The sequence below is a fragment of the Pseudomonas sp. 13B_2.1_Bac1 genome (genome assembly GCF_025466155.1).
In the GTDB taxonomy this organism is placed as follows: Bacteria; Pseudomonadota; Gammaproteobacteria; order Pseudomonadales; family Pseudomonadaceae; genus Aquipseudomonas; species Aquipseudomonas aylmerensis.
Map to the genome: position 1 here is coordinate 151,841 of NZ_JANLOH010000053.1, position 21,848 is coordinate 173,688.

15 protein-coding genes and 1 riboswitch are annotated in these 21,848 nt (G+C 60.3%); of the genes, 10 read left to right on the top strand and 5 right to left on the bottom strand.

Annotation, left to right across the window (positions count from 1 at the left end):
- Positions 1-78 precede the first annotated feature (78 nt).
- From NTD80_RS13350 to NTD80_RS13365, 4 genes are all read left to right on the top strand, one after another.
- Entirely contained in the window at positions 79-537 is a 459-nt protein-coding gene (locus NTD80_RS13350; protein ID WP_065899412.1) for a tripartite tricarboxylate transporter TctB family protein, read from the top strand.
- A gap of 1 nt (position 538) precedes the next feature.
- Positions 539-2,053 (top strand): tripartite tricarboxylate transporter permease, encoded by a 1,515-nt coding sequence (locus NTD80_RS13355; RefSeq protein WP_065899413.1) that lies wholly within the window; start codon positions 539-541, stop codon positions 2,051-2,053.
- Complete coding sequence (locus NTD80_RS13360; protein WP_262133973.1) at positions 2,046-3,074, top strand: AbrB family transcriptional regulator; 1,029 nt, start codon at positions 2,046-2,048, stop codon at positions 3,072-3,074. Before NTD80_RS13355 ends, NTD80_RS13360 begins: the two co-directional genes overlap by 8 nt.
- A gap of 163 nt (positions 3,075-3,237) precedes the next feature.
- Positions 3,238-6,858: a YncE family protein gene (locus NTD80_RS13365; protein ID WP_262133974.1), complete on the top strand. Its 3,621-nt coding sequence runs from the start codon at positions 3,238-3,240 to the stop codon at positions 6,856-6,858.
- Between the two features lie 89 nt (positions 6,859-6,947).
- On the opposite strand, the gene NTD80_RS13370 is transcribed toward NTD80_RS13365, so the two are convergent.
- From NTD80_RS13370 to ung, 4 genes are all read right to left on the bottom strand, one after another.
- Positions 6,948-9,143, bottom strand: coding sequence for an autotransporter outer membrane beta-barrel domain-containing protein (locus NTD80_RS13370; protein WP_262133975.1), 2,196 nt, complete (start codon positions 9,141-9,143; stop codon positions 6,948-6,950).
- 310 nt (positions 9,144-9,453) lie between these two features.
- Positions 9,454-11,397, bottom strand: coding sequence for a hypothetical protein (locus NTD80_RS13375; RefSeq protein WP_262133976.1), 1,944 nt, complete (start codon positions 11,395-11,397; stop codon positions 9,454-9,456).
- A 330-nt stretch (positions 11,398-11,727) separates the two neighbouring features.
- Entirely contained in the window at positions 11,728-13,695 is a 1,968-nt protein-coding gene (locus NTD80_RS13380; protein WP_262133977.1) for a hypothetical protein, read from the bottom strand.
- A gap of 143 nt (positions 13,696-13,838) precedes the next feature.
- Positions 13,839-14,531: a uracil-DNA glycosylase gene (ung, locus tag NTD80_RS13385; protein WP_262133978.1), complete on the bottom strand. Its 693-nt coding sequence runs from the start codon at positions 14,529-14,531 to the stop codon at positions 13,839-13,841.
- A gap of 136 nt (positions 14,532-14,667) precedes the next feature.
- Between ung and NTD80_RS13390 the strand changes: the two genes are divergently transcribed.
- A complete protein-coding gene (locus tag NTD80_RS13390; RefSeq protein ID WP_262133980.1) occupies positions 14,668-15,780 on the top strand; it encodes an enoyl-CoA hydratase/isomerase family protein in 1,113 nt (370 codons plus the stop codon).
- Positions 15,781-15,835: 55 nt separating this feature from the next.
- Here NTD80_RS13390 and NTD80_RS13395 read toward each other — a convergent pair whose 3' ends face one another.
- Positions 15,836-16,201 carry a hypothetical protein gene (locus NTD80_RS13395; RefSeq protein ID WP_083221300.1) on the bottom strand — a complete coding sequence of 122 codons (366 nt, stop codon included), beginning with the start codon at positions 16,199-16,201 and terminating at the stop codon, positions 15,836-15,838.
- Between the two features lie 316 nt (positions 16,202-16,517).
- On the opposite strand from NTD80_RS13395, the gene NTD80_RS13400 reads away from it, so the two are divergent.
- The 5 genes from NTD80_RS13400 to NTD80_RS13420 all read left to right on the top strand — a co-directional run bounded on the left by NTD80_RS13400 (position 16,518) and on the right by NTD80_RS13420 (position 21,848).
- Entirely contained in the window at positions 16,518-18,140 is a 1,623-nt protein-coding gene (locus tag NTD80_RS13400; RefSeq protein ID WP_262133982.1) for a methyl-accepting chemotaxis protein, read from the top strand.
- A gap of 168 nt (positions 18,141-18,308) precedes the next feature.
- A riboswitch (guanidine-I (ykkC/yxkD leader) is annotated at positions 18,309-18,410 on the top strand.
- A 59-nt stretch (positions 18,411-18,469) separates the two neighbouring features.
- Positions 18,470-19,537, top strand: coding sequence for a putative urea ABC transporter substrate-binding protein (locus NTD80_RS13405; RefSeq protein ID WP_065899418.1), 1,068 nt, complete (start codon positions 18,470-18,472; stop codon positions 19,535-19,537).
- 12 nt (positions 19,538-19,549) lie between these two features.
- Positions 19,550-20,365: an ABC transporter permease gene (locus NTD80_RS13410; RefSeq protein ID WP_120447837.1), complete on the top strand. Its 816-nt coding sequence runs from the start codon at positions 19,550-19,552 to the stop codon at positions 20,363-20,365.
- Positions 20,362-21,126 (top strand): ABC transporter ATP-binding protein, encoded by a 765-nt coding sequence (locus NTD80_RS13415; protein WP_262133984.1) that lies wholly within the window; start codon positions 20,362-20,364, stop codon positions 21,124-21,126. The genes NTD80_RS13410 and NTD80_RS13415 overlap by 4 nt, the downstream gene beginning before the upstream one ends.
- A complete protein-coding gene (locus NTD80_RS13420) occupies positions 21,123-21,848 on the top strand; it encodes an urea amidolyase associated protein UAAP1 (RefSeq protein WP_262133985.1) in 726 nt (241 codons plus the stop codon). Before NTD80_RS13415 ends, NTD80_RS13420 begins: the two co-directional genes overlap by 4 nt.

Here is a 21,848-nt window from a genome sequence, read left to right on the forward strand (position 1 = left end):
TGCTGCCTGGACACACGCGGCGTCCGTGCATTTTTCGCGAGCAGTGTCGCGCCTGCAAAAGTGGCCCAGGAGTTTCCTATGCTCTTACAACGCATTTTCGCCTCGGTGATGTTGCTGGTCTGTGCCGGCCTCGCCTTGATGGCCTGGCCGTATCAGGCGGCATTTTCCTACGAGCCGGTCGGCCCTCGCGCCTACCCGCTGTTGATGCTCGGGCTGATGAGCCTGGGGCTGATCTACATGCTGTTTCGCCCACAGCCGACCAAGCACACCGAGGAAGAACCCGCGCTGGACCGCCAGACCCTGATCAAGATCGGCGTCTGCGTGGCCCTGCTGATTGTGTTTGCCGGCACCTTCGAACCACTGGGTTTCATCCTCAGCAGCATGCTGATCGGCATCCCCATGGCGCGCCTGTATGGCGGCCGCTGGTTGCCCAGCGTGGTGATCGTCAGCCTGATGGCCATTGGTCTTTATCTGCTGTTCGATAAAGCCATGGATGTTCCGCTGCCCCTCGGCCTGCTCGACGTTCTGGAGAACTGACATGGATACTTTTGGCTATTTGGGCCAGGGCTTCGGCGTTGCGCTGTCCCCCTACAACCTGGTGACCGCGCTGTGCGGCACCTTGATCGGCACCGTGGTCGGCCTGCTGCCGGGCTTGGGCCCGATCAACGGCGTGGCATTGTTGATCCCGATCGCTTTCGCGCTGGGCCTGCCGCCGGAATCGGCGCTGATCCTGCTCGCCGCCGTGTACCTGGGCTGCGAATACGGCGGCCGTATCAGCTCGATCCTGCTGAACATCCCGGGCGAGGCGTCCACCGTGATGACCACCCTCGACGGCTACCCGATGGCCCGCAAAGGCCTGGCCGGTGTGGCACTGTCGCTGTCGGCATGGAGTTCGTTCATCGGCGCGTTTATCGCCACCTGCGGCATGGTGCTGTTTGCACCGCTGCTGGCCAAATGGGCGATTGCCTTCGGTCCGGCGGAATATTTCGTGCTGATGGTGTTCGCGATTGTCTGCCTGGGCGGCATGGCCGGCGACAAACCGCTGAAAACCTTCGTCGCGGCGCTGATCGGCCTGTTTCTCTCGGCGGTGGGCATTGATGCCAACAGCGGCGTCTACCGTTTTACCGGCGATAACATCCACCTGACCGACGGCATCCAGTTCGTCGTACTGGTACTGGGCTTGTTCTCCATCAGCGAGATCCTGTTGCTGCTGGAAAAAACCCACCGTGGCCAGGAAGCGGTCAAGGCCACCGGACGGATGATGTTCAACCTGAAGGAAGCGTCTGCGGTGTTTGTAGTGAACATCCGTTGCGGCCTGCTCGGTTTCATCATGGGCGTACTGCCAGGTGCCGGCGCGACCTTGGCCTCGGCCGTGGCCTACATGACCGAGAAACGCCTGGCCGGTGCCAGCGGCAAGTTTGGGCAGGGCGACATGCGCGGCCTGGCCGCCCCGGAAACCGCGATCGGCGCTTCCGCCTGCGGCGCGCTGGTGCCGATGCTGACCCTGGGTGTACCGGGTTCGGGCACCACGGCGGTGATGATCGGCGCCTTGTCGCTCTACAACATCACGCCGGGCCCGCTGCTGTTCCAACAGCAACCGGACATCGTCTGGGGCCTGATCGCCTCGTTGTTCATCGCCAACATCATGCTGGTGATCCTCAACATCCCGATGATCCGCATTTTCACGCGCATCCTCGCCGTGCCGAACTGGGCGCTGGTACCGGTGATCGCGATCATCACCGCGATTGGTGTGTACGCGGTCCACGCCACCACCTTCGACCTGTTCCTGATGGTCGGCATCGGCATCTTCGGCTACATCCTGCGCAAGCTGGACTTCCCGCTGTCGCCGGTACTGCTGGGCTTTATCCTCGGTGGCCTGATGGAGCAGAACCTGCGCCGCGCGCTGTCGATCTCCAACGGTGCGCTGGATATCCTCTGGTCGAGCCCGATCACCTTCGGTGTGTGGGTGCTGACGGCGCTGATGCTGGCCTTCCCACTGGTGCGCATCTACCGCAAACGTGCCCTGCAGCGTCGTGCCGTGGCCGATGTCTGAGGTCACCTTTAAACATTGGTGGGGAACACCGCTGGTCGGCCTGGCCGGCGGTTACCTGGCCAGCCTGGTTGGCTGGCCGTTGCCGTACATGGTCGGCTCGTTACTGGCGATCATCCTCGTGCGTTGCCTCACGCCGTGGCAGTTGGCGGAGATTCCCGGCGGACGCAAATGCGGCCAATGGGTGGTGGGCATCGGCATCGGCCTGCACTTCACCCCGGTGGTGATCGAGCAGGTGATGAGCCACTTCGGCCTGATTTTCTTCGGGGCTCTGATCACCAGCCTGTCGAGCATCGTCGGCGTGTGGTTGATGCGCCGCAGTGGCGAAGACCGCGCCACCGCGTTTTTCTCGAGCATGCCGGGCGGCTCCGGAGAGATGGTCAACCTCGGCGCGCGCAATGGTGCGGTGCTCAGCCGGGTCGCGGCGGGGCAGAGTTTGCGCGTGTTGGTGGTGGTGCTGTGCGTGCCGGCAATCTTCAAGTACCTGCTTGAAGGCGGCGCGCCGCAGTTTCATCCGGCACCGGTCAGTTGGGCATGGCTGGCGTTGTTGTTTCCGCTCGGGGCGTTGGTAGCCTGGGGATGGCAACGCTTGCGCCAGCCAAACCCGTGGCTGTTCGGCCCGTTGCTGGTCAGTGCGACGGCCAGCGTGGTGTGGGACCTGCATATCGGCCTGCCCGACGGCGGCAGCCAGATCGGCCAGTGGTTGATCGGCAGCGGGTTGGGCTGTCACTTCAATCGGCAGTTCTTCCGTCGAGCGCCGTCGTTCATGGGCCGCACCTTGATCGGCACGGCCTTGACCATGGCGCTGGCAACGTTGGCGGCAGTGGGCTTGAGTGCCCTCACCCATCTGGACCTTCGCTCGCTGACCCTGGGCATGATGCCCGGCGGGATTGCCGAGATGAGCCTCACGGCCGAGACCCTGCAACTGTCAGTGCCGTTGGTGACGGCGATGCAGGTGATGCGCTTGTTGTTTGTGCTGTTCCTGGCGGAGCCACTCTTCCGGCACTGGAACCGGCAGCCATAACCCTCCTGTTTCAAGGGCTCGTTCTGGGCCACTGACCATTGGTCGGCACTGTCATTTCTCACAGCTATCCGCGCTGCCTGGGACGGCGCTAAGTTGCTGAAACGACGAATGCGCAATCGACATTCCAGTCGTATCCCTCGTGCATGACAAAGGATTAGCTATCATGAGTCTTGATATTGATCTTAGTACCGACCTGCAATCCACCCACCTTCCTGCCGTGACTCCAGCACCTGCGAATGCCGACGATGAAGACGAGCTGGATGTGGACCTGTCCGCCCCCCAACACCTGCTCCCCCAATACTTCGCTCCCCCCCAGTCAACTCAAGACGTGCTGACCCCGGCAGACTTCGCCAGAGTGCCGTTTTCAGGCCTGCCCTTATACATTCCGGGGCTGACATCCGGTGTTCAAGGCTTTGATGGCGGCATCAACAAAGCGGCACTGGAAGTGCACCGTGAGGCGGGTCTGTTATGCATTCTCTTGCCTTATCTGGATATGGCTGAGGGCGATTTCATCGAGTTGTTTTGCGTTGACACGCTCGTGCCGGCCGCTATCTACAACGTGACCAGTGATGATGTCGCAAAAAGCCGGGCAATTCCGCTCTATATCCCTCGTTCACGTCTGATCGACGGCACGGTCACCCCGGTGTTCATGAGGGCCAAGTTCATTGGAGGGGGCTCCGAAGAAACCACTCGGTTAAGATTGAAGGTCGATACCGTCTCGCCTGCTGGCCGTAATCCGATTGCCAGCACCCTGCAGAATGAAAACCTGCCCATGCCGATATTTCCACAGGCAATCGTTGATTTCGGCGTGACCGATGCCGATGCGCAGCACGGCGTGCCTGTTACATTCAGGTTCTACCCGGTCGATGACGGCCAGCCCGCCAACACTTACCGCGCAGCACGCGACCGTATTCGCCTGAGCATTGGCGGGGCATTTGCACCCATTCCGCCCCTCTCCGACGCCCAGGCGGCTGGCCGTGGCGATATCACCGTCACACTTTATTACGGGTTCTGGCAGCAAGTCGGCAGCGGTTCGCATGTGTGCGAATACGAGGTCATCGATGAAGTGGGCAACGCCTCTCAAGGATGGTCGCCGCCCCAGTTGCTCAATGTCCGTCTCAACGATGGCGCCGAGCCCTTGCTGCCGGCGGCGTTTGTCCTGGAAGCACCCACGGGCACGCTCAACCACGATGGACTCAATGGCGCGAATGCGAGCATCTTTGTATCCACTCCGCCTCCGAACTTCATGGCCGGTGACATCGTGCGAGCCACCGTCGTGGGTCGTACGGTCAGCGGAAACCTCATTACCACCACGTATGATTCCCCGCCCCTGCCAGCTCCCAGCTTTGTCATCATCCCTTGCCCTAACGAAGACTTGCGCAAGCTGATCGGAGGACGCTTCCAGCTGTCCTACGAACGCGTGCGCAGCGGCGTGCCGAACCGGCCATCCGAAAGCAGCATCGTGCAGGTGATCGGTACGCCCATCGAAACCGGCCTACGTGCGCCCATCGTGATCGAAGCCAATGGGGAGGTGATCGACCCCCAACTGCTGGCTGTCAACGTCGAAGTGCTGGCGTATGACGGTCGGGATCCGTTCGACCTGGTTACCCTGATCCTCGACGGCACCTACGCCAATGGCAGTCGCTACTACCGGGAAATCGACAAGCCGGCGGGCACCGGCGCTATCCTGTTCCGACTCAACAACGGCCCCAACGGCGACATCGCCAAACTGGAAGGGGGCACGTTGCGGGTCCTCTATAAGGTAACCAACGCCCAGGGCAGCCGCACCTCGCTGGATGCGACGTTCAACGTCGGCAACCCGGTCGCCTCGTTGCCCGAACCATTGGTAGAAGAAGCGCCCCCACCGCTGTATCAATTCGACCCGGCCGTGTCACTCGACGATGCCCAGATCCTGGTCAAGAGCAATCCCGACTTCCACGTCGGCGATACCGTCGTCCTGCACTGCGAAGGCACTGCGCCCGGCGGTACCCAGCCACCGAAACGCTTCCCTATCCAGAGTTTCTGGGTCGGCCGCGACCTGCCCTTCACACTTGAGCGCCGTTTCATTACGCCCAACCTGGGCCAGAGCATGCGCATCTACTACACCCGCGAACGCGATAACACGCTGACGCGCTTCTCGCAGCCGGTGAACATGGGGGTCGGTTCCAGGCTGCTGCTGCGCGCGCCGACAGTCGTCGAGGCCACGGTGACAGGCACCGGTATCGCCACGCTCAACCCACTGCACGTGCTGCCGCCGCGCCCAGAAATCGTGACCATCCGCGTGATCACTGACACGCTGCCACCGAGTGCGGATATCAAGGTGTACATCATCGGCAAACCGGGGGTCGGCTCGCCGGATATCCCGATTAAACCGGCGCGGCCCGAACCCGGCGGAAACTACACCAGCTTTACCGTGCCCAGCGACTTTGTCGGCGCGTACCTGGGTGGGGAATGCACGGTGTTTTACAACGTGATTGAAATCGGCAAGACCAGCAAGTCCGATGACCTGACGCTGAAAATCGAAGCATTGGCGCCGCAGGAACTGGACCTGGTGACCATTCCAGAAGCGGTGGGCAACCAGGTGGAGACCGGCAAGTCCTACACCGTGCTGGTACAAGGATGGCCGTTCATGCGCCAGGGCCAGGCGGTTTGGATCGACCTGTTCAGCAGCAGTAATCTGGACTTACGGATCGCAGTGCCGGTCAGCAACGAGGAGTTCACGGACAAACGCATCCGGGCACCGATACCGGCCAGTTACCTGCGAAGCCTGCACGAAGGTGACACGCTCAGAGCCCAGGTGCTGGTGTCGCTGGATGGCACCGGCTACAAGTCTTCGGCTATGCCGTTGACACTTTCGCCGGCGTACAGGGTGAAGAAGGCATCGGGAGTGGTTGAAGGGGCAATCGCGGTGGGCAACACGCCCAACCACCTTGCGCTGAGTTCTGACAATTCGACACTCTATGTGGCCAACTTTGGCAGTAAAACGGTTTCTGTCATCGATACCGCTACACGAAAAGTGACACACACGATCTCGCTTACATCGGCACCTCGCGGCATAGCCATTCATCCGAACGGCCAAACCTTGTATGTCACCGATGCCTTGGGTGTGACGCTTTTCATTGAGACTGATAACTTCCAGACAATCAAAACCATTAGTGGATATGCTAATACTTCAGCATTGCGCCTGAACCCTACAGGTTCACGTCTATATGTAGGCAATGATTACTACAACTTTACACAAGAAATCGACACCTCAACTAATACAGCCGTGAGATATCTCACCGGCAACTACTATTATACAAGTGCGATTACAACCAACCGTTCTGGCAGTCGAGTTTACACAACGGGTAACTATGTAAGTGAGTTCAATCAATCTAACGGCACGCTTTTAGGCAGTTACTTCAACGGATCTGTAGAATCCAGAGGTATTGCCTATAGCCCTACTGAAGAAGTCCTCTACGTGACAACCCTTTGGACGCCTACCAATGGCACCCTGAATATACTTTCTGCAACGACCACCCCGCCCTCTCTTATCAAGAAGATCGAGAGCCTTCCCCAGCCTTGGGGAATAGCATTCGCACCAAACGGCGATAAAGCCTATATGTGCCTGCATGCAGACAACTCGATAAAAATCATCGATACGACAACCCGACTCATCACTGGAGAAATCAATACCACCACCCACCCGCTGGATCGTCCAAAAGAAATTGTTATCAGCTCTGATGGCGGGGTGGCGTACGTTGCCAACTCCGGAAATAACAATGTCATTATCGTCAGCCTTTAAGCCATAAAAAATGCCCCCGTTCTTTCGAACGGGGGCATTTTTTATTACCGGCACAGTTTGAACTGCCACCAAACCCTGCATTTACCGACTTAGAAATCGTACCGCAACCCCACGTTCACCCCATAAGGCTGCTTGATATTCTTGCCGACGCTGTGCTCCAGGTCCGCATGCAGCTTCAGGTTCTGCGATACCGACATTGCCACACCCGCGCCGACCTTGAAGCGCGAGCCGGACAGGTCGTTGTTGAAGGCATTATCGTTAACGAACACCTTGTTGCTCTGGTCGAACTCATGGGCTACCGCAGCCTTCAGGTACGGTTGCAGCACACTGCCGCTTTCCAGCTGGATATTGCGCCCCACCGTGGTGCCCAATTCGGCAATCACCGTGCTCGAACGATCCCCCTTGGCATCCAGGCCATTGTCCAGCGTGTAGCTCTGGGCCTGGGTAATCACCGCGTCCACCTTGCCGTAAGGCTCGACGAAGAAATCATCGTCCAGCTTGATGTGCCGGCCGACTTCCGCCGATGCACCTACCGCGTTTTGCGTGTAATTGCCCTTGGCTTTCTTGCCGTCGCTCATGGCCACCTTGGACTCGTTGTGCAGGCGGTTGAATTTGAGCACACCGTCGAAGTAAAAGCCGCTCTCGGCATCCATCCAAGTGGCGTAGCCACCCACATAGTAGCTGTTGATGGTGGCACTGCTGCCGCGGTTCAGATCCAGGTCCGAGCTGCTGTGACCGGCCATGGCACCGATCAACCACTGTCCGTCGCCACCCTCTACCGGTACATCGGCACCCAGGGTGAAACCACGTTGCGTCTGGTTGTAACCCAGGCCGGTCGTGTCGTTGGACACCTCGTATTTGTTGCCATAGGCGCGGGTCCACAGGCCTGCGGATTTGCCGTCGCTGAAGCGCAACTCGCCCATACGGGTGCGCAGGGTGGTCATCTCCCCCAGCAACACGGTCGGCGCGGCGTTGAACAACGCCAGCACGGAGTTGGTGCTCGGGCTGATGACTTTGCTGTCCGGGTCGAGGTACCAGTCCTTGCTCTCGTTATCGTCGATCAGGCTGTAGGAGTAGGTGCCCACATCCACACGATCGCCCAACAGGCTGAACCTCGCGCCGCCATCGGCGGTATGCACCACGTGCAGACGGTCATCGCGCAATGGGTCGGCGCCGCTGCTGGAAATCAACAGCTTGTGGTCACCCGACGAAGTACCGGTAACGTTGAGGAAGTCGCCGGTCAACGTGGAGAAATCCGCACTCATGTGGAAGGTGCCGTTGCCCGACAGGTTGTTCACATCCAGTTGGTAGAACGTCCCGGTGTCACCGAACTTGACGTTACCGCCGCTCAGCGACAGGTCGCCCAGTTGCTGGTTGTCGACCATCACCCACGTCGCGTCATTGTTGATGGCCAGCTTATCGACACTTTCCAGGCGGCCGGTCAGGATCGAGCCGTTGTCGAGGCCAACGCTGGCCGTGCCGCCGTTGTTGATCACGTCGCCATTCATGATCGCGCGGTCCAGGCTCAAGTCCAGCACACTCGACGTGCCGACTTGAATATTGCCGCTGAGGGCCGTGCTACTGACGCGCATGTCAGCGGAGCCGCCGTTGGTCAGTTCCAGCATATTGCCGTTGCCGCCCACCAGGGTAGAGCCGTTGGCGACGTTGATCTGGGTCCCCCCCGGGTAGTCCACCAGGATCGCCGCGCCCGTTTCACCCACCACGTCGGTGTGATTGAAGGTCAATACGGAGGGGTTGTCCTGAGTCGGCAGGCGGTAGGCCACAATGCCGTTGGTGCCCCCGACAATGAGGCTGTTGTTGGCCGTCAGTTGGCCGTCATACGACGACAAACCCGTCGTGCCGCCATAGACATTGGTGTGGTCCAGCGTCAAGGTGCTGGAACCGTTGAGCAGGATGCCGTCGGTCGCACCTTCAATCAGGCTGTTGCTGACCTGGACGCTGGAGCCTTGGGTGCTCAGGGAACCCACAATCATGCCAGCGCTGCCGGCACTGGAAATATACGCCCCGTCAATGTTGGCTTGGCTGCCGTAGAGGGCAACACCCACCTCACCGTCGAGGGTCGTTTTCACTTGCCCACCGGTCATGTTGAACGTCGAGCCGTAGGCCGTAACGCTCACGATATCCGCGCCGTCGGCGGTCAAAGTGGCATCGGTGACTTGATAGCGGTCACGCTGCGAGCTCTCATCGATAACCACGTTCTGACCAGGATGAATATCCACAGCCAAGGCTTGTGTGGCGACCAGGGAAAACGGTATGACCGCCATGACCTTAATTGCAGTGGCGAGTCGTGATAAAGGAAAAGACGTTTTGTTACTCAAGGGTAGTACCTCTACTCGGATGACTGAGCAAGCCAATCGATTACAGGACCATCGACTCAGGCTTTCAGAGGCGCAGAGAGTACGGAACGAAGAGGGCGATGCATGTCAGCCGAATCCAAGAGCGCGTAGGACTTATCCTAATCACGCACCAGTAAAGGAGACTTGATAGAAAGGAAACTAGGGCGGGGTGATAAAAACACACGAACCGGTGAGGCAACCCTCACCGGTTCGTGCATTTCAAACAGCGAGCAATGGATTATCCGCAGACAGTCCCATCGCCTCTACGACGAGTTAAATACACCACTGTGGGGTCGGACTCTCCCTGTGTTACGCCATCAGCCTTGAGAACTCGATAGTAGGCTTCGATACGGCCTTGCGTAACGGGTTGGATAAACACCGGGAAAGGCACGGTACGAAGCTCGCCTGGGTGCCCCGGCACGTTGTGATCCCCCGTGACCGTGACTGGATCAAAGGCATGTTCAACCGTGATGATCGTGGAAGTGAGATCATCAGGACCGTAGACCACCCACACCAGAGTGACCTTATCACCGGTACGCAGGTTCTCAGGGTCGAGGATCTTCGTTCTGATGCCATCGGTGACACCCTGGTCGCAGGAGATGACGAATAATCCTCCGCCTGCAGGTAGCGCATCAGGAAATACGATGGGCGCAAGATCGATGAGTTGGCTGGCAAACACATCAACCGGCGTCTCCAACGAGGAGATAATGTTGCCATTGACCCCGTTATTGAGCTCGTACCACACCGGTAGATTTTCGCCGTTACCGCCCTGGGCAATCACGTTGGCCGGAACGGTAATTACGAACTCTGCGGCGCTCTCGTCCGCCAATGTCACGGTGTAGAGCGGCATGAGGGCCGGTATGCCTTTCCAGAAGATCTGAATCCTGTGCCCAGCGCGCGCTCCGGGGTAGACAGCAAAGCGTGCGGTAGCGTCACCCGTGTCTCCCGGCCCGATCTCGTTGATCAGGCCTTGCGAAGACTCTATCTCGATCAGGGCCAGGTTAGGATTGACAGGACCTGGGTCTTCAGGAATCCCACCCGCCGAGGTCAGGTCCACATCCACCGTGATGGTGGTTGAATAGGGCGAAGTGCCCCCCGCACGAACCACCCGGTAACGGACGTCTGCCTGATAGGGAGCGTCCAGCCCACCCGCGTCCCTGAGGATATCCCACGGGATGGGGACCCTCTGCGGCCAGGACACTGACGGCAAGGTATAGGTGATCACCAGGCCGTTGAAGTCAATCTGGATATCATCACCCACTTGGGCATTGTCATAGCCATCGATAAAGACTTCCGCCCTTCCCAGTTGCACATCGGTGAGGTCAAGAGGCGCTTCTGGAATGCGGGGGGGTTGCAGGTTGGCTGGGAAGGGCTCCGTCACTACCGTCACTTGCGTCAGTTCCGGCGGCCAAGAAGTGTTGTTGCCAGCACGGTCCGTGTATCGGTAGGCAAGATATTTCATGCCGGCGCCTCGCGCCACAATCTGAGCGGTGGTCAACGTAAGAATAAACGGTGCGGTGGTTCTGTTTACAGCCGAACTGAAAATGGGACTCGGGGTAGGGAACCCCCAGTCCACCATCGTCAAGTCACCCTCTTGGGGGTCAAGGCGGCCGGGGACGGTCAACTCAAGTTCATTATTGTGCTCCGCCAAGCCCTCCAGTGTGATTAAACCGCCCACCACCCAGGCGGGTAGGCCAATAGCTTCGGGGATGATTCGGGCGTTGGGATCGAGGCGGTCGATCGTCACTCGCGTATTGCCCGAACGCTCAGTGCCGCCCGTCGCCACAAACACCTCATAACTCAGCCTTTTCTCGCCGTGCTCGCCAATGTCCTGTTCCGGAATCGAAAATGTATAAGGCCACGTATGCGCGGACAACGGTTTCGTAAAGGGAATACGCGCGCCGTAGGGCGCTCCATTAATGTAGAGCTGCAAATTATCCGGGTCGCCAATCGGAAGCGGAAAGGTATCGGTCCAGCTATCAATCTCACACTGGACACCCTGTTGATAAAGCGTGGCCACCCGCATCAAGTTAGGCTGCCCACCGGGGATATCAGGGAGCGCATTGACGACGCGCAAGTCGTCGACAACATACACCCCACCCGGCGAATAACCTCGCGGATGTCGTTTCAATAGAGCATCCGTCGGCTGAATGGGTGGGGTTTGGTTATTTGAGTTTGCCATCGGTATGTACTCGAAAGGTTAAGGACTGTGCTCGCCCAATGCAATTGAACCAAGGACAGATTAATTAAACGCCTTTTAACTTCGAGGCACAGCCTGTCAAATCTGACAGATGCACAATATGAAAAAGTGTGCTTGAAGATAACAACCTGCGATGGGGTGTTTTTAATAACTTACTCATGCGCAAACATCATCGACTAGTAACATAAAATCTAACCCGACATAGTCTTGCCACTTGGAAGTCCCTCATCGCCAATAGCGCTGCGCCATTGGTCGAAAATCAAAGTAAAAAAAGAGGGCTTGCGCCCTCTTCTTTATCATTGCTTGCACGGGTCACATTTTACTCGACGGTCCCAGGCAGGTGCCCCCACCCGGCCGTTTCAGATCGATGTAAATCAGCTTCCTCAACGATAGCCCTGTAGGCCCCGTGGCCTTGTACAGTCGGTAAGAAACAACTGCAGACCCCCATTCGGCCACGAGACCTGGAAGGGTAATCAACGGATTGAAGGGCAGGATCTGGATTTGCGCCACACCGATGTCACGATCATCACTCGTCAGTCGGTGATCGAACCACACATCCGTGACATCAAAATGTTCCCCACTGCCATTTTTGCTCGGGTAGCTTTTCCAATACAGCCGAACCGTGTCGCCGACCTCGAAATGCTGCGAGTTCCAGTCTATTCCCAGGAACACCCCCTCCCAAGGCTCCGGAGTGGTGCCGCAGGCCACAAAGTCGCGGGGACTGTCATTGAGCAACCGAGGCCGCTGCAAGCCAATCAACGTATCGAACTCCACCCGTACCGGCGTGAACGGGCTGCGTTGACGATTGACGCCATTGTCAGTCCAGTAGTAGACCTCAAGCGCTGGATTGGAGCCGGTCGACACCACTGTCCAGGGCACCTGTATCGTGACCAACTGCCCTGCAACATCGCCTGGCTGCACCACATACTCGCCGGCATAAGTGCCATCATTGCCCCAATACAACTCCAGCCTCTCACCCACGACAGGGTTAAAAAACAGGGGAACCTCCACGGGGACTGGCCCCGGCTCATCGACAGCCGTAACGACATTATCCCCAGAACGGCCTTTTACGGTGACCCTCTCCAAACCGGGATTGATCGGGTCAGGACCAATGGGCGAAACGCCTGCAACCGAAAGGTCGACCAGGTAGAAGCTGTCGGGAGAGTTCTTCGACGCCGTACCCCGCCGGTACAGATAGCGCACCCGTACCGGGTAAGTATTGTCGAAGCCGCCGTCAGCCAGAATCGGCCAGGGCACCGGCACTGGAATGGGCCACTGCTGCACCGCGCCGATGGTAATCGGTGCAAGGGCATGGGTGTTCCAGAACGGAAAAATTCGGTCCCCAGGGGCTGCGTCGGTGATCTGTGGAATCGACACGGTGACATCTTGGCGCACGTCCTCCAGGTTGATCAAACCATCCGCCTCGGCCAAGGGCACCAACGGCCGCGGCAGGTCGGGCAGCGTTGCCAGTGACACGTTCAGCGTCACCGGCTCGGAAAACGGCCCCACCCTACCGGCTCGATCAGTCAGGGTGTAGGAAGCAAAACGTTGCCCCGGGCCGCTGGTACGTACAAATGCCTCGGGAAAAGTGAACTCGATAGGCGCACCTTCAACATGCGACCGCTCGATAACAACGACACCCACCAGGTTGACGTCGGGAAATTCGCCCCAGTAATACCTGACGACATCTTCAGTCCGAATATCCAGCCACCGCGGTACGATGGCAGGCACCCCGCCATTGCTGACCAGATAGTCATCTGTCACTTCAACCAGGACCTCGTCCTCAAACTCCAGCGGCAGGCCGGGGTTATTGAAATTGGGCGCAGTCTTGTCGACATTGATAAACGTCGGGAAGGATTCAGTCAGCGGCACAAACACCGAGCTGACTCGATAATTCAAACGCCGAATGCCCCCGGTAGACAGGATGTGAGCGGGTAATGCCTGAGTCAATGGAAACACCACGTCGGGGTCGTACGGCCCCGGGATCGTGTACGTATGTTCGACCTGCCCCTGCCAGAGGTACTCCACCAACGTGTTAACTTCGAAATTGGAATGATGGACCGGCCAGACCCTCTCGATCGTCACCAGCAAATCCTGGTCCTGCAGGCTCACTGGCAGGGTGTACGCCGCCTCATCCCACAGCAACGGCAGTGCCTGGCTCGGGATGGGGTTGTCCAGGCTCATGATCGACTCGGAACGTTTGCGCGGGGGGCGCTTATCGCCAGCCGGCTGCCGCGGGTCAACGGGCTGGGCGTCAGTGGGCAGATTCGACTCGGACATGTTTAATCTCCTTGAGCAATCAATCGATGATCGACCATTGACTACCGTTCTGGTGTTCGCCAGATCGACAAGGCCAAGGAGATTATTAAATGCGCAAAACGACCTATCCGATACTGTCGGAAATAACAGGTAGGGCGTTCCAGTCAGACCGGTGGTAGCGCCCAATCAATGGGGGTTTCTCCGTTTTGCTGAAGAAACTTGTTGGTGCGGCTGAAATGCCCGCAGCCTAGGAATCCGCGATACGCCGACAACGGCGACGGGTGCACCGACGTCAGCACCAAATGCTTGGTGGCATCGACCAGCTTCTGCTTGCCCTGGGCATGCGCGCCCCACAGCAGGAACACCAGGTGCGGCTGGTGTTCGCTGACCACTTCGATAATCCGATCGGTAAAGAACTGCCAGCCCTTGCCGGCATGGGCATTGGCGTTGGCACGTTCCACGGTCATGGTGGTGTTGAGCAGCAACACGCCCTGGTCGGCCCAGCTCTGCAGGCAGCCGTGGTTGGGGATGTCGATGTTCAGGTCGCGCTTGAGCTCTTTGTAGATATTGACCAGCGACGGTGGCGTCGGCACGCCCGGCTGCACCGAGAAGCACAAACCGTGGGCCTGGCCGGGGCCGTGGTACGGGTCCTGGCCGAGGATCACTACCTTGACCTTGTCCAGCGGCGTTGAGTTAAGCGCATTGAAGATCAGCGGACCGGGCGGGTAGATCTCTTTGCCGGCGGCATGTTCCTGGCGCAGGAACTCGCGCAACTGGCCCATGTAGGGCTTATCGAACTCATCACGCAGGGCGTGTTTCCAGCTGGGTTCGAGTTTGATACGGTCGCCTTCGGTCATAGTTGAAATGTCTTGTAGAAAAGAATGAGGCGAACCCTAGGAAAGCCGGCCCTGCTTGTCAATTGATCTGACACACCACCGGCACTTTCCCACGAAGCGATCATACTGATCCTTCACCTTCTCGATTGAGGTCACGATGAATCTGCACTTCGAAGAACTGACCGGCAGTGGCGGCGCCCGCATCGGCATCGCCAGCCTGGACGCTGAAAAGTCCCTCAACGCCCTCTCCCTACCAATGATCCTGGCCCTGGCCGACCGCCTGGATGCCTGGGCCAAAGACCCGAACATCGTCTGCGTACTGCTGCGCGGCAACGGCCCCAAGGCTTTTTGCGCCGGTGGCGAAGTGCGCAGCCTGGCCCAGGCCTCCCGTGAACATCCAGGAGAAGTGCCGGCCCTGGCTGCGCAATTCTTCGCGGCGGAATACCGCCTCGACTACCGCTTGCACACTTACCCTAAGCCGCTGATCTGCTGGGGCCACGGTTACGTGCTGGGCGGCGGCATGGGCCTGCTGCAAAGCGCGGCCATACGGATTGTCACGCCGAGCAGTCGCCTGGCCATGCCCGAGATCAGCATCGGCCTGTACCCGGACGTGGGCGCCAGCTGGTTCCTGTCGCGCCTGCCGGGCAAACTTGGCCTGTTCCTGGGCCTCACCGGCGCGCACATCAATGGTCGTGATGCCCTCGACCTGGGCCTGGCCGACCGTTTCCTGCGCGACGATCAACAAGACGAGTTGCTCGATGGCTTGCTGCAACTGAACTGGCAGGAACAGACCGCGATACAGCTCAACAGCCTGTTCAAGGCCCTGGCCCAGGAAGCCGTGGCCCAGCAACCCGAGGCGCAATGGCTGCCGCGCCGGGCACAGATCGACGAATGGCTGGACGTCGGTGATGTGCGCAGCGCCTGGCGCGCCTTGAGCCCGCTGCGTGACCACGCGGACCCACTGTTCAATCGCGCCGGCAAGACATTGAGCGAAGGCTGCCCGCTGACCGCGCACCTGGTGTGGGAACAGATCCAGCGGGCCCGCCACCTGTCCCTGGCCGAGGTGTTCCAGATGGAATACACCCTGAGCCTCAATTGCTGCCGTCATCCGGAGTTCAGCGAAGGGGTACGGGCGCGGTTGATCGACAAGGACCAGACACCCCACTGGCATTGGCCGGACATCAATACGGTCCCGGACGCCGTGGTGCAGGCGCATTTCACCAAGGCCTGGGAAGGCCGGCACCCGCTGGCGGATCTGTCGGATTACTGAGGGTTTACAGGCATAAAAAAACGGCGCTTCCTGCGCCGTTTGCGTATTTGATCGATCAACGGTGACCGCCACGGCCGCCGCCGTGATCACCTCCACGTCCATGCCCGCCATTACCGCCATGATCACCCCAGCCCTGGTTCGGGTAAGGTCGGTAGCCCGCCCTCGGGCCTGCCGGGTAGTAGCGAGGCGCCGGCGCGTAATAGCGCGGTGCCGAGTAATAACGCGGTGGAGGGGCGTAGTAACGCGGTGCGGGGTAGTAGTCACGACGGTATTGGTACGTCGGGCCACCGCCGTAGTAATACACCGGCGCCGGTGCGGTGTAGACCTCGGAGCGGTAATAGCTCTGGCCTCCATCGTAGTAAGGGACACACGCAGAAAGCGTAAGACCGAGTAACGCACTGAGTAGCAATCGTCGATACATGGCGGCCTCCTGGACCGCGGAAGAGCTCCTCCAGCGACGCTGGAGGGCGGCATTCATCTTTCAACGAATGACGAAATATCTGACATCAAAAACAGAATCTGGTGCGTTCTGGTAACAACTTGATACATCAATGCCGGGGGCTTGAAGGGCCGTATGGCTGCATGGGGAGAGCGTGTTTAGTCTGCTTGAAGCTTTAACGATTCAGTAAATTTATCTGGCTCGAAACTTTGTCGATTGCGATGATGTCACTATGACATCGCACAATGCCAGGAAGGCTCTAGTGTGCGCCCTTCGCCAACATCTGCGGATTCGAGCCATGAAAATTTCCACCAAGCTGCTGCTGTCATTTCTACTGTGCGCGCTGGTCACCCTCGGGGTCGGCCTGCTGGGGATCAAAGGCGTCGTGCGACTGGCGAGCGCGCTGGAGCTGACGTTCTCCAATAACCTGGTGTCCGTCAGCAACACGGCCGCCACCCTTAATGGCCTGGTGGCGCATAACCGTGGTTTGTACCGCCTGCTGGACGCCAGCAAGGGTGACGTCGCCGCGCAGGACCGCAACCGCGTGCGCGATGACATCAGCAACGAACTCAAGCGCAGCCAGGCCGCCTACGCTACCTACCGCGCCACGCCGCTGGAAGATGACGAACGCGCAGCAGGCGACAAGCTCGACCAGCTCTGGCCGACCTATGTCAGCAACTCCGAACGCATCATCGCCATGCTCGATGGCGGCCAGGTCGACCAGGCCCGCGCGCAGCTCAACAGCAGCAACAATGAACTGTTCCGCCAGGCCCGCGACTTGATCCGCGTGATGATCGACTCCAACAACCGCCAGATCCAGGAAGGCGCCGTCGCCGCCGATGAACTGCGCAGCAGTGCGCTGACCTGGATGATCGCCGGCATCGTGCTGGCCTTTATCATTGCGATCATCATTGGCGTGCTGATCACGCGGCTGATCACCCGTCCCATCGCCCAGGCGGTAGAAAGTGCACAACGCATTGCCAAGGGCGACCTGACCCAAGCCATCCTCACCGAGCGCACCGACGAAGCCGGGCAACTGCTGATGGCAATCGCCGATATGCAGGGTGGCCTGAAAAGCACCCTGGTGGAAATCGCCAACGCCGCCGACCAGCTCGCCTCGGCTGCCGAGGAACTGAGCGCGGTCACCGACGAAAGCAGCCGTGGCCTGACGCGCCAGAACGACGAAATCCAGCAAGCCGCCACCGCCGTGAATCAGATGACGACGGCAGTCGACGAGGTGGCCAGCAACGCGGTGTCGACGTCAGAAGCCTCGCGCCAGGCCACCACCGAGGCGGAAGATGGCCGCCAGCAGGTCGAGCAGGCCGTGTCCGGGATGTCATCGATGGTCGACGAGATCAACGACTCCACCCAATCGGTGGCCGACCTCGCAGGCCAGGTGCGCGAGATTGGCAAGGTCATCGATGTGATCCGCGGCATCGCCGACCAGACCAACCTGCTGGCCCTGAATGCCGCCATCGAGGCCGCCCGCGCGGGTGAACAAGGTCGCGGTTTTGCGGTGGTCGCCGATGAGGTCCGCGCGTTGGCCCATCGCACCCAGACCTCGACCGTGGACATCGAAAAGATGATTGGCGAAGTGCAAGTCGGCGCCGATGACGCGGTGGCCGCGATGAACAAAAGCCTGACCTGGGCCAACAACACCCAGGCCCTGGCGCAGAACGCCGGCGACGCGCTGCAGCGGATTACCGCGAGTGTGGCGATGATCAACGAGCGCAACCTGGTGATCGCCTCGGCTTCCGAGGAGCAGGCCCAGGTGGCCCGCGAAGTCGACCGCAACCTGCTCAACATCCAGGACCTGTCGACCCAGACCGCCGCCGGCGCGCACCAGACCAACGCCTCCAGCCAGGACCTGTCACGCCTGGCCACTTCGTTCAACGTGCTGGTCAGCAAGTTCCAGCTGTAAGCGCCTCATAGCAGTGCGCCAACGCACCCGCGTGGCGCACAATGCCCTCTTCTACACCCTCCTCTCCCGCCCGCCCGGCTGAACCGCCGGGCATCGCAGCCACTTGGCACGACTCTCGCTTTGTCTCTTGCGTGCAGGATTCATCACAGGTTCGCGGCACCACAATTTGCAATGGCCGACTAGGGTTCCGGCTCGCCGAAAGCGAGTGGCTGGTCCGAGAGTTGGCGACCTCCAGTTGAGGTTACACGGCGGGATAAAAGCCCGGGAGACAAGCCACCGTTCGCGGTGCCGCGTTGCTCCTGCTCGCCCTTGATCAACTGGAGAAGCCCATGCCCTCAATCCGTTTACCCGCCCTCCTCGCCGCCGCGTTCGCCGCCGTGCTGAGCCTGCCGGCCCAGGCCGCCACCAAAGACCACTTCAGCGTCTGCTGGACGATCTACGCCGGCTGGATGCCCTGGGAGTATGCCGGCAGCCAAGGCATCCTCGACAAATGGGCGAAGAAGTACGGCATCAGCATCGACATGGTCCAGCTCAATGACTACGTCGAATCCATCAACCAGTACACCGCCGGCCAGTTCGATGGCTGCACCATGACCAACATGGACGCGCTGACTATCCCCGCCGCCGGTGGCGTGGACAGCACCGCGCTGGTGGTCAGCGATTTCTCCAACGGCAACGACGGGGTGATCATCAAGGGCACGGGCAAGACCGTCGCCGACCTCAAGGGCATGAACGTCAACCTGGTGGAACTCTCGGTGTCCCACTACCTGCTGGCCCGTGCGCTGGAATCGGCAGACCTGACTGAAAAAGACCTGAAGGTGGTCAACACCTCCGACGCCGATATCGCTGCCGCCTTCAACACCGATCAGGTGCAGGCCGTCACCACCTGGAACCCGATGCTCTCGGAGATCAAGGCCAAGCCCGGCGTAAGCGAAGTGTTCGACTCGAGCAAAGTGCCCGGCGAAATCATGGACATGATGGTGGTCAACACCCAGACCCTCAAGGACAACCCCAAGCTCGGCAAAGCGCTGACGGGCGCCTGGTTTGAAGTGGTCGCACTGATGAACGCCAAGGGCGCCGCCAGCACCGAGGCCCTGGAACATATGGCCAAGGCTTCCGGCACCGACCTCAAGGGTTTCCAGGCGCAACTGGACACCACCAAGCTGTTTGCCACACCCAAGGAAGCCCTGGCGTTCGCCACCAGCGCGCAGCTGCCGGCGACCATGCGCAAGGTCGCCGAGTTCTCGTTTGAACACGGTTTGCTCGGCGAAGGCGCCAAGGACACCAGCGCCGTGGGCATGAGCTTCGCCAACGGCGTGACCAGCGGCGACACCGCCAACCTCAAGCTGCATTTCGACCCCAGCTACGTGCAGATGGCCGCCGACGGCAAGCTGTAAGAGGAGCTGGCCATGCGCCTGATCAACCGTCATCCGGAACGCTCCAGCCGCCTGTTGTTGGTGATACTGCCGTTCGCCCTGCTGCTGTTCGCCTACTTCGTGGGCTCCGCCGAGCGCCTGGCGGAAAATCCCAACGACAAGCTGCTGCCCAGCGCCGCGCAAATGAGCGACGCGGTGAAACGCCTGGCGTTCAGCGCCGACGCGCGCACCGGGGAATACGTGCTCTGGCAAGACAGCGCGTCGAGCCTGCGCCGCCTGGCCATCGGCTTGGGAATAAGCGCCCTCGCCGGCCTGTGCCTGGGCATCGCCGCTGGCACGCTGCCGCTGTTTGGCGCGCCGTTGTCGCCGCTGCTCACGGTGCTGTCGATGGTGCCGCCGCTGGCGATCCTGCCGATTCTGTTCATCGTGTTCGGGCTCGGGGAATTGTCCAAGGTGATGCTGATCGTGATCGGCATCACCCCGGCCCTGGCCCGTGACCTGGAGCAGCGCGCGCGCGAGATTCCGGTCGAGCTGCTGGTCAAGGCGCAGACCCTCGGCGCCTCCACCTGGACCCTGATGCTGCGTGTGGTATTGCCGCAATTGCTGCCGCGCCTGTTGATCTCGCTGCGGCTGATGCTCGGCTCGGCGTGGTTGTTTTTGATCGCCGCCGAAGCCATCGCCTCCACCGACGGTTTGGGCTACCGCATCTTCCTGGTGCGCCGCTACCTGGCGATGGACGTGATCCTGCCCTACGTGGTGTGGATCACCCTGCTGGCCTGGCTGATGGACTGGGGCCTCAAGGCCCTGACCCGACGCGCGTTCCCCTGGTACGAAGGAGCGCGGGCATGAGCTTTATCAGCGTCAACAATGTGTGGCAGCGCTATGGCGACCAGGTGGTGCTCGAAGGCCTCAACCTGCACGTCGCCGAGGGCGAGTTCTGCACGCTGGTGGGCACCTCGGGGTGCGGTAAATCGACCTTCCTGCGCCTGCTGCTGGGCCAGGAAACCGCGAGCAAAGGCCAGATCCTGCTGGACGGCCAACCGCTCGCCGCCGAGCCGGATGCCAGCCGTGGCGTGGTGTTCCAGCGCTACTCGGTGTTCCCGCATCTGAGCGTGCTCGACAACGTCGCCCTGGGCCTGGAACTGCCGCGTTCTCGCCTGCTGGGCCGGCTGTTCGGTAAAGCCAGGAAGGACGCCCGCGAACAGGCTGCCGCGCTGCTGCACAAGGTCGGCCTCGGCCACGCCCTGGACAAATACCCGGCGCAGCTCTCCGGCGGCATGCAACAACGCCTGGCCATCGCCCAGGCGCTGATCATGCAGCCGCGCGTATTGCTGCTGGATGAACCCTTCGGCGCCCTCGACCCGGGCATTCGCAAAGACATGCACCAGTTGCTGCTGGAACTGTGGCGCGAAACCCGCCTGACGGTGTTCATGGTCACCCACGACCTGAGCGAAGGCTTCAGCCTCGGCACGCGCCTGCTGGTGTTCGACAAAGTGCGCGTCGACCCCCACGCCCCCGGCGCCTATGGCGCCCGTATCACCTACGACATCCCTTTGAACAGCGAGCGTCGCAAGGCGCTCGCCGCCGAACTTGGAGCTCTTTCCAAATGACTGATTCCAACCCGCTGTTCCCGCCGTTCGCCGAGGAAATGCTACCCGGTGGTGGTCACCGTTCGTTCGTGCTCAAGCGCGGTCAATTGCTGCGTCTCACGGATATTCGCGGCGGCGCCAACGTCAGCCTGACCCTGCTCAACGCCAACGAAAAAACCGAGCGCCTGAACCTGCCCGACAGCCTCAAATGCCAGCACACCGCCAAGCTCACCACCGGCCATTGCCTGTACTCGGACATGGGCCGCGTACTGGCGGCCATCACCGCCGACACCTGCGGCTGGAGTGACAGCATTGGCGGCGTGTTGTGCGCCGCCGAAGTCGCCGAGAAGTACGGCCAGGGCCGCTATCAGGAACTGCGCAACGGCTTTTTCCGCAACGGCACCGACAACCTGCTGGTGGAGTTGGGCAAGTGGGGCCTGGGCCTGTCCGACCTGCTGATGCCCCTCAACCTGTTCAGCCGCGTCAGCGTGGATGCCGACGGCGGCCTGCACTTCGTGCCGGGCAACTCCAAGGCCGGCGACTACATCGAACTCTACGCCCCGATGGACACCCTGGTGGTGCTCACCGCGCTGCAACACCCGATGGACCCCAACCCTGACTACGCCCCACAACCACTGAAACTGAGCTGGATGAACGCCGACCCCAGCGTCGCCGAACACTGCCGCACTTCGCGCCCGGAAAACGCGCGCGGCTTTATCAACACCGACCGTCTGTTCGCCTGA

Excerpts from the sequence above, each read along its gene's own strand:
- NTD80_RS13390 (WP_262133980.1), top strand. The coding sequence starts at position 14,668 with ATGAATCTGCACTTCGAAGAACTGACCGGCAGTGGCGGCGCCCGCATC.
- NTD80_RS13415 (WP_262133984.1), top strand. The coding sequence starts at position 20,362 with ATGAGCTTTATCAGCGTCAACAATGTGTGGCAGCGCTATGGCGACCAG.
- NTD80_RS13350 (WP_065899412.1), top strand. The coding sequence starts at position 79 with ATGCTCTTACAACGCATTTTCGCCTCGGTGATGTTGCTGGTCTGTGCC.
- NTD80_RS13420 (WP_262133985.1), top strand. The coding sequence starts at position 21,123 with ATGACTGATTCCAACCCGCTGTTCCCGCCGTTCGCCGAGGAAATGCTA.
- NTD80_RS13365 (WP_262133974.1), top strand. The coding sequence starts at position 3,238 with ATGAGTCTTGATATTGATCTTAGTACCGACCTGCAATCCACCCACCTT.
- NTD80_RS13375 (WP_262133976.1), bottom strand. The coding sequence starts at position 11,397 with ATGGCAAACTCAAATAACCAAACCCCACCCATTCAGCCGACGGATGCT.
- NTD80_RS13360 (WP_262133973.1), top strand. The coding sequence starts at position 2,046 with ATGTCTGAGGTCACCTTTAAACATTGGTGGGGAACACCGCTGGTCGGC.
- NTD80_RS13395 (WP_083221300.1), bottom strand. The coding sequence starts at position 16,201 with ATGTATCGACGATTGCTACTCAGTGCGTTACTCGGTCTTACGCTTTCT.
- NTD80_RS13355 (WP_065899413.1), top strand. The coding sequence starts at position 539 with ATGGATACTTTTGGCTATTTGGGCCAGGGCTTCGGCGTTGCGCTGTCC.
- NTD80_RS13410 (WP_120447837.1), top strand. The coding sequence starts at position 19,550 with ATGCGCCTGATCAACCGTCATCCGGAACGCTCCAGCCGCCTGTTGTTG.
- NTD80_RS13370 (WP_262133975.1), bottom strand. The coding sequence starts at position 9,143 with ATGGCGGTCATACCGTTTTCCCTGGTCGCCACACAAGCCTTGGCTGTG.
- NTD80_RS13400 (WP_262133982.1), top strand. The coding sequence starts at position 16,518 with ATGAAAATTTCCACCAAGCTGCTGCTGTCATTTCTACTGTGCGCGCTG.
- NTD80_RS13380 (WP_262133977.1), bottom strand. The coding sequence starts at position 13,695 with ATGTCCGAGTCGAATCTGCCCACTGACGCCCAGCCCGTTGACCCGCGG.
- NTD80_RS13405 (WP_065899418.1), top strand. The coding sequence starts at position 18,470 with ATGCCCTCAATCCGTTTACCCGCCCTCCTCGCCGCCGCGTTCGCCGCC.
- ung (WP_262133978.1), bottom strand. The coding sequence starts at position 14,531 with ATGACCGAAGGCGACCGTATCAAACTCGAACCCAGCTGGAAACACGCC.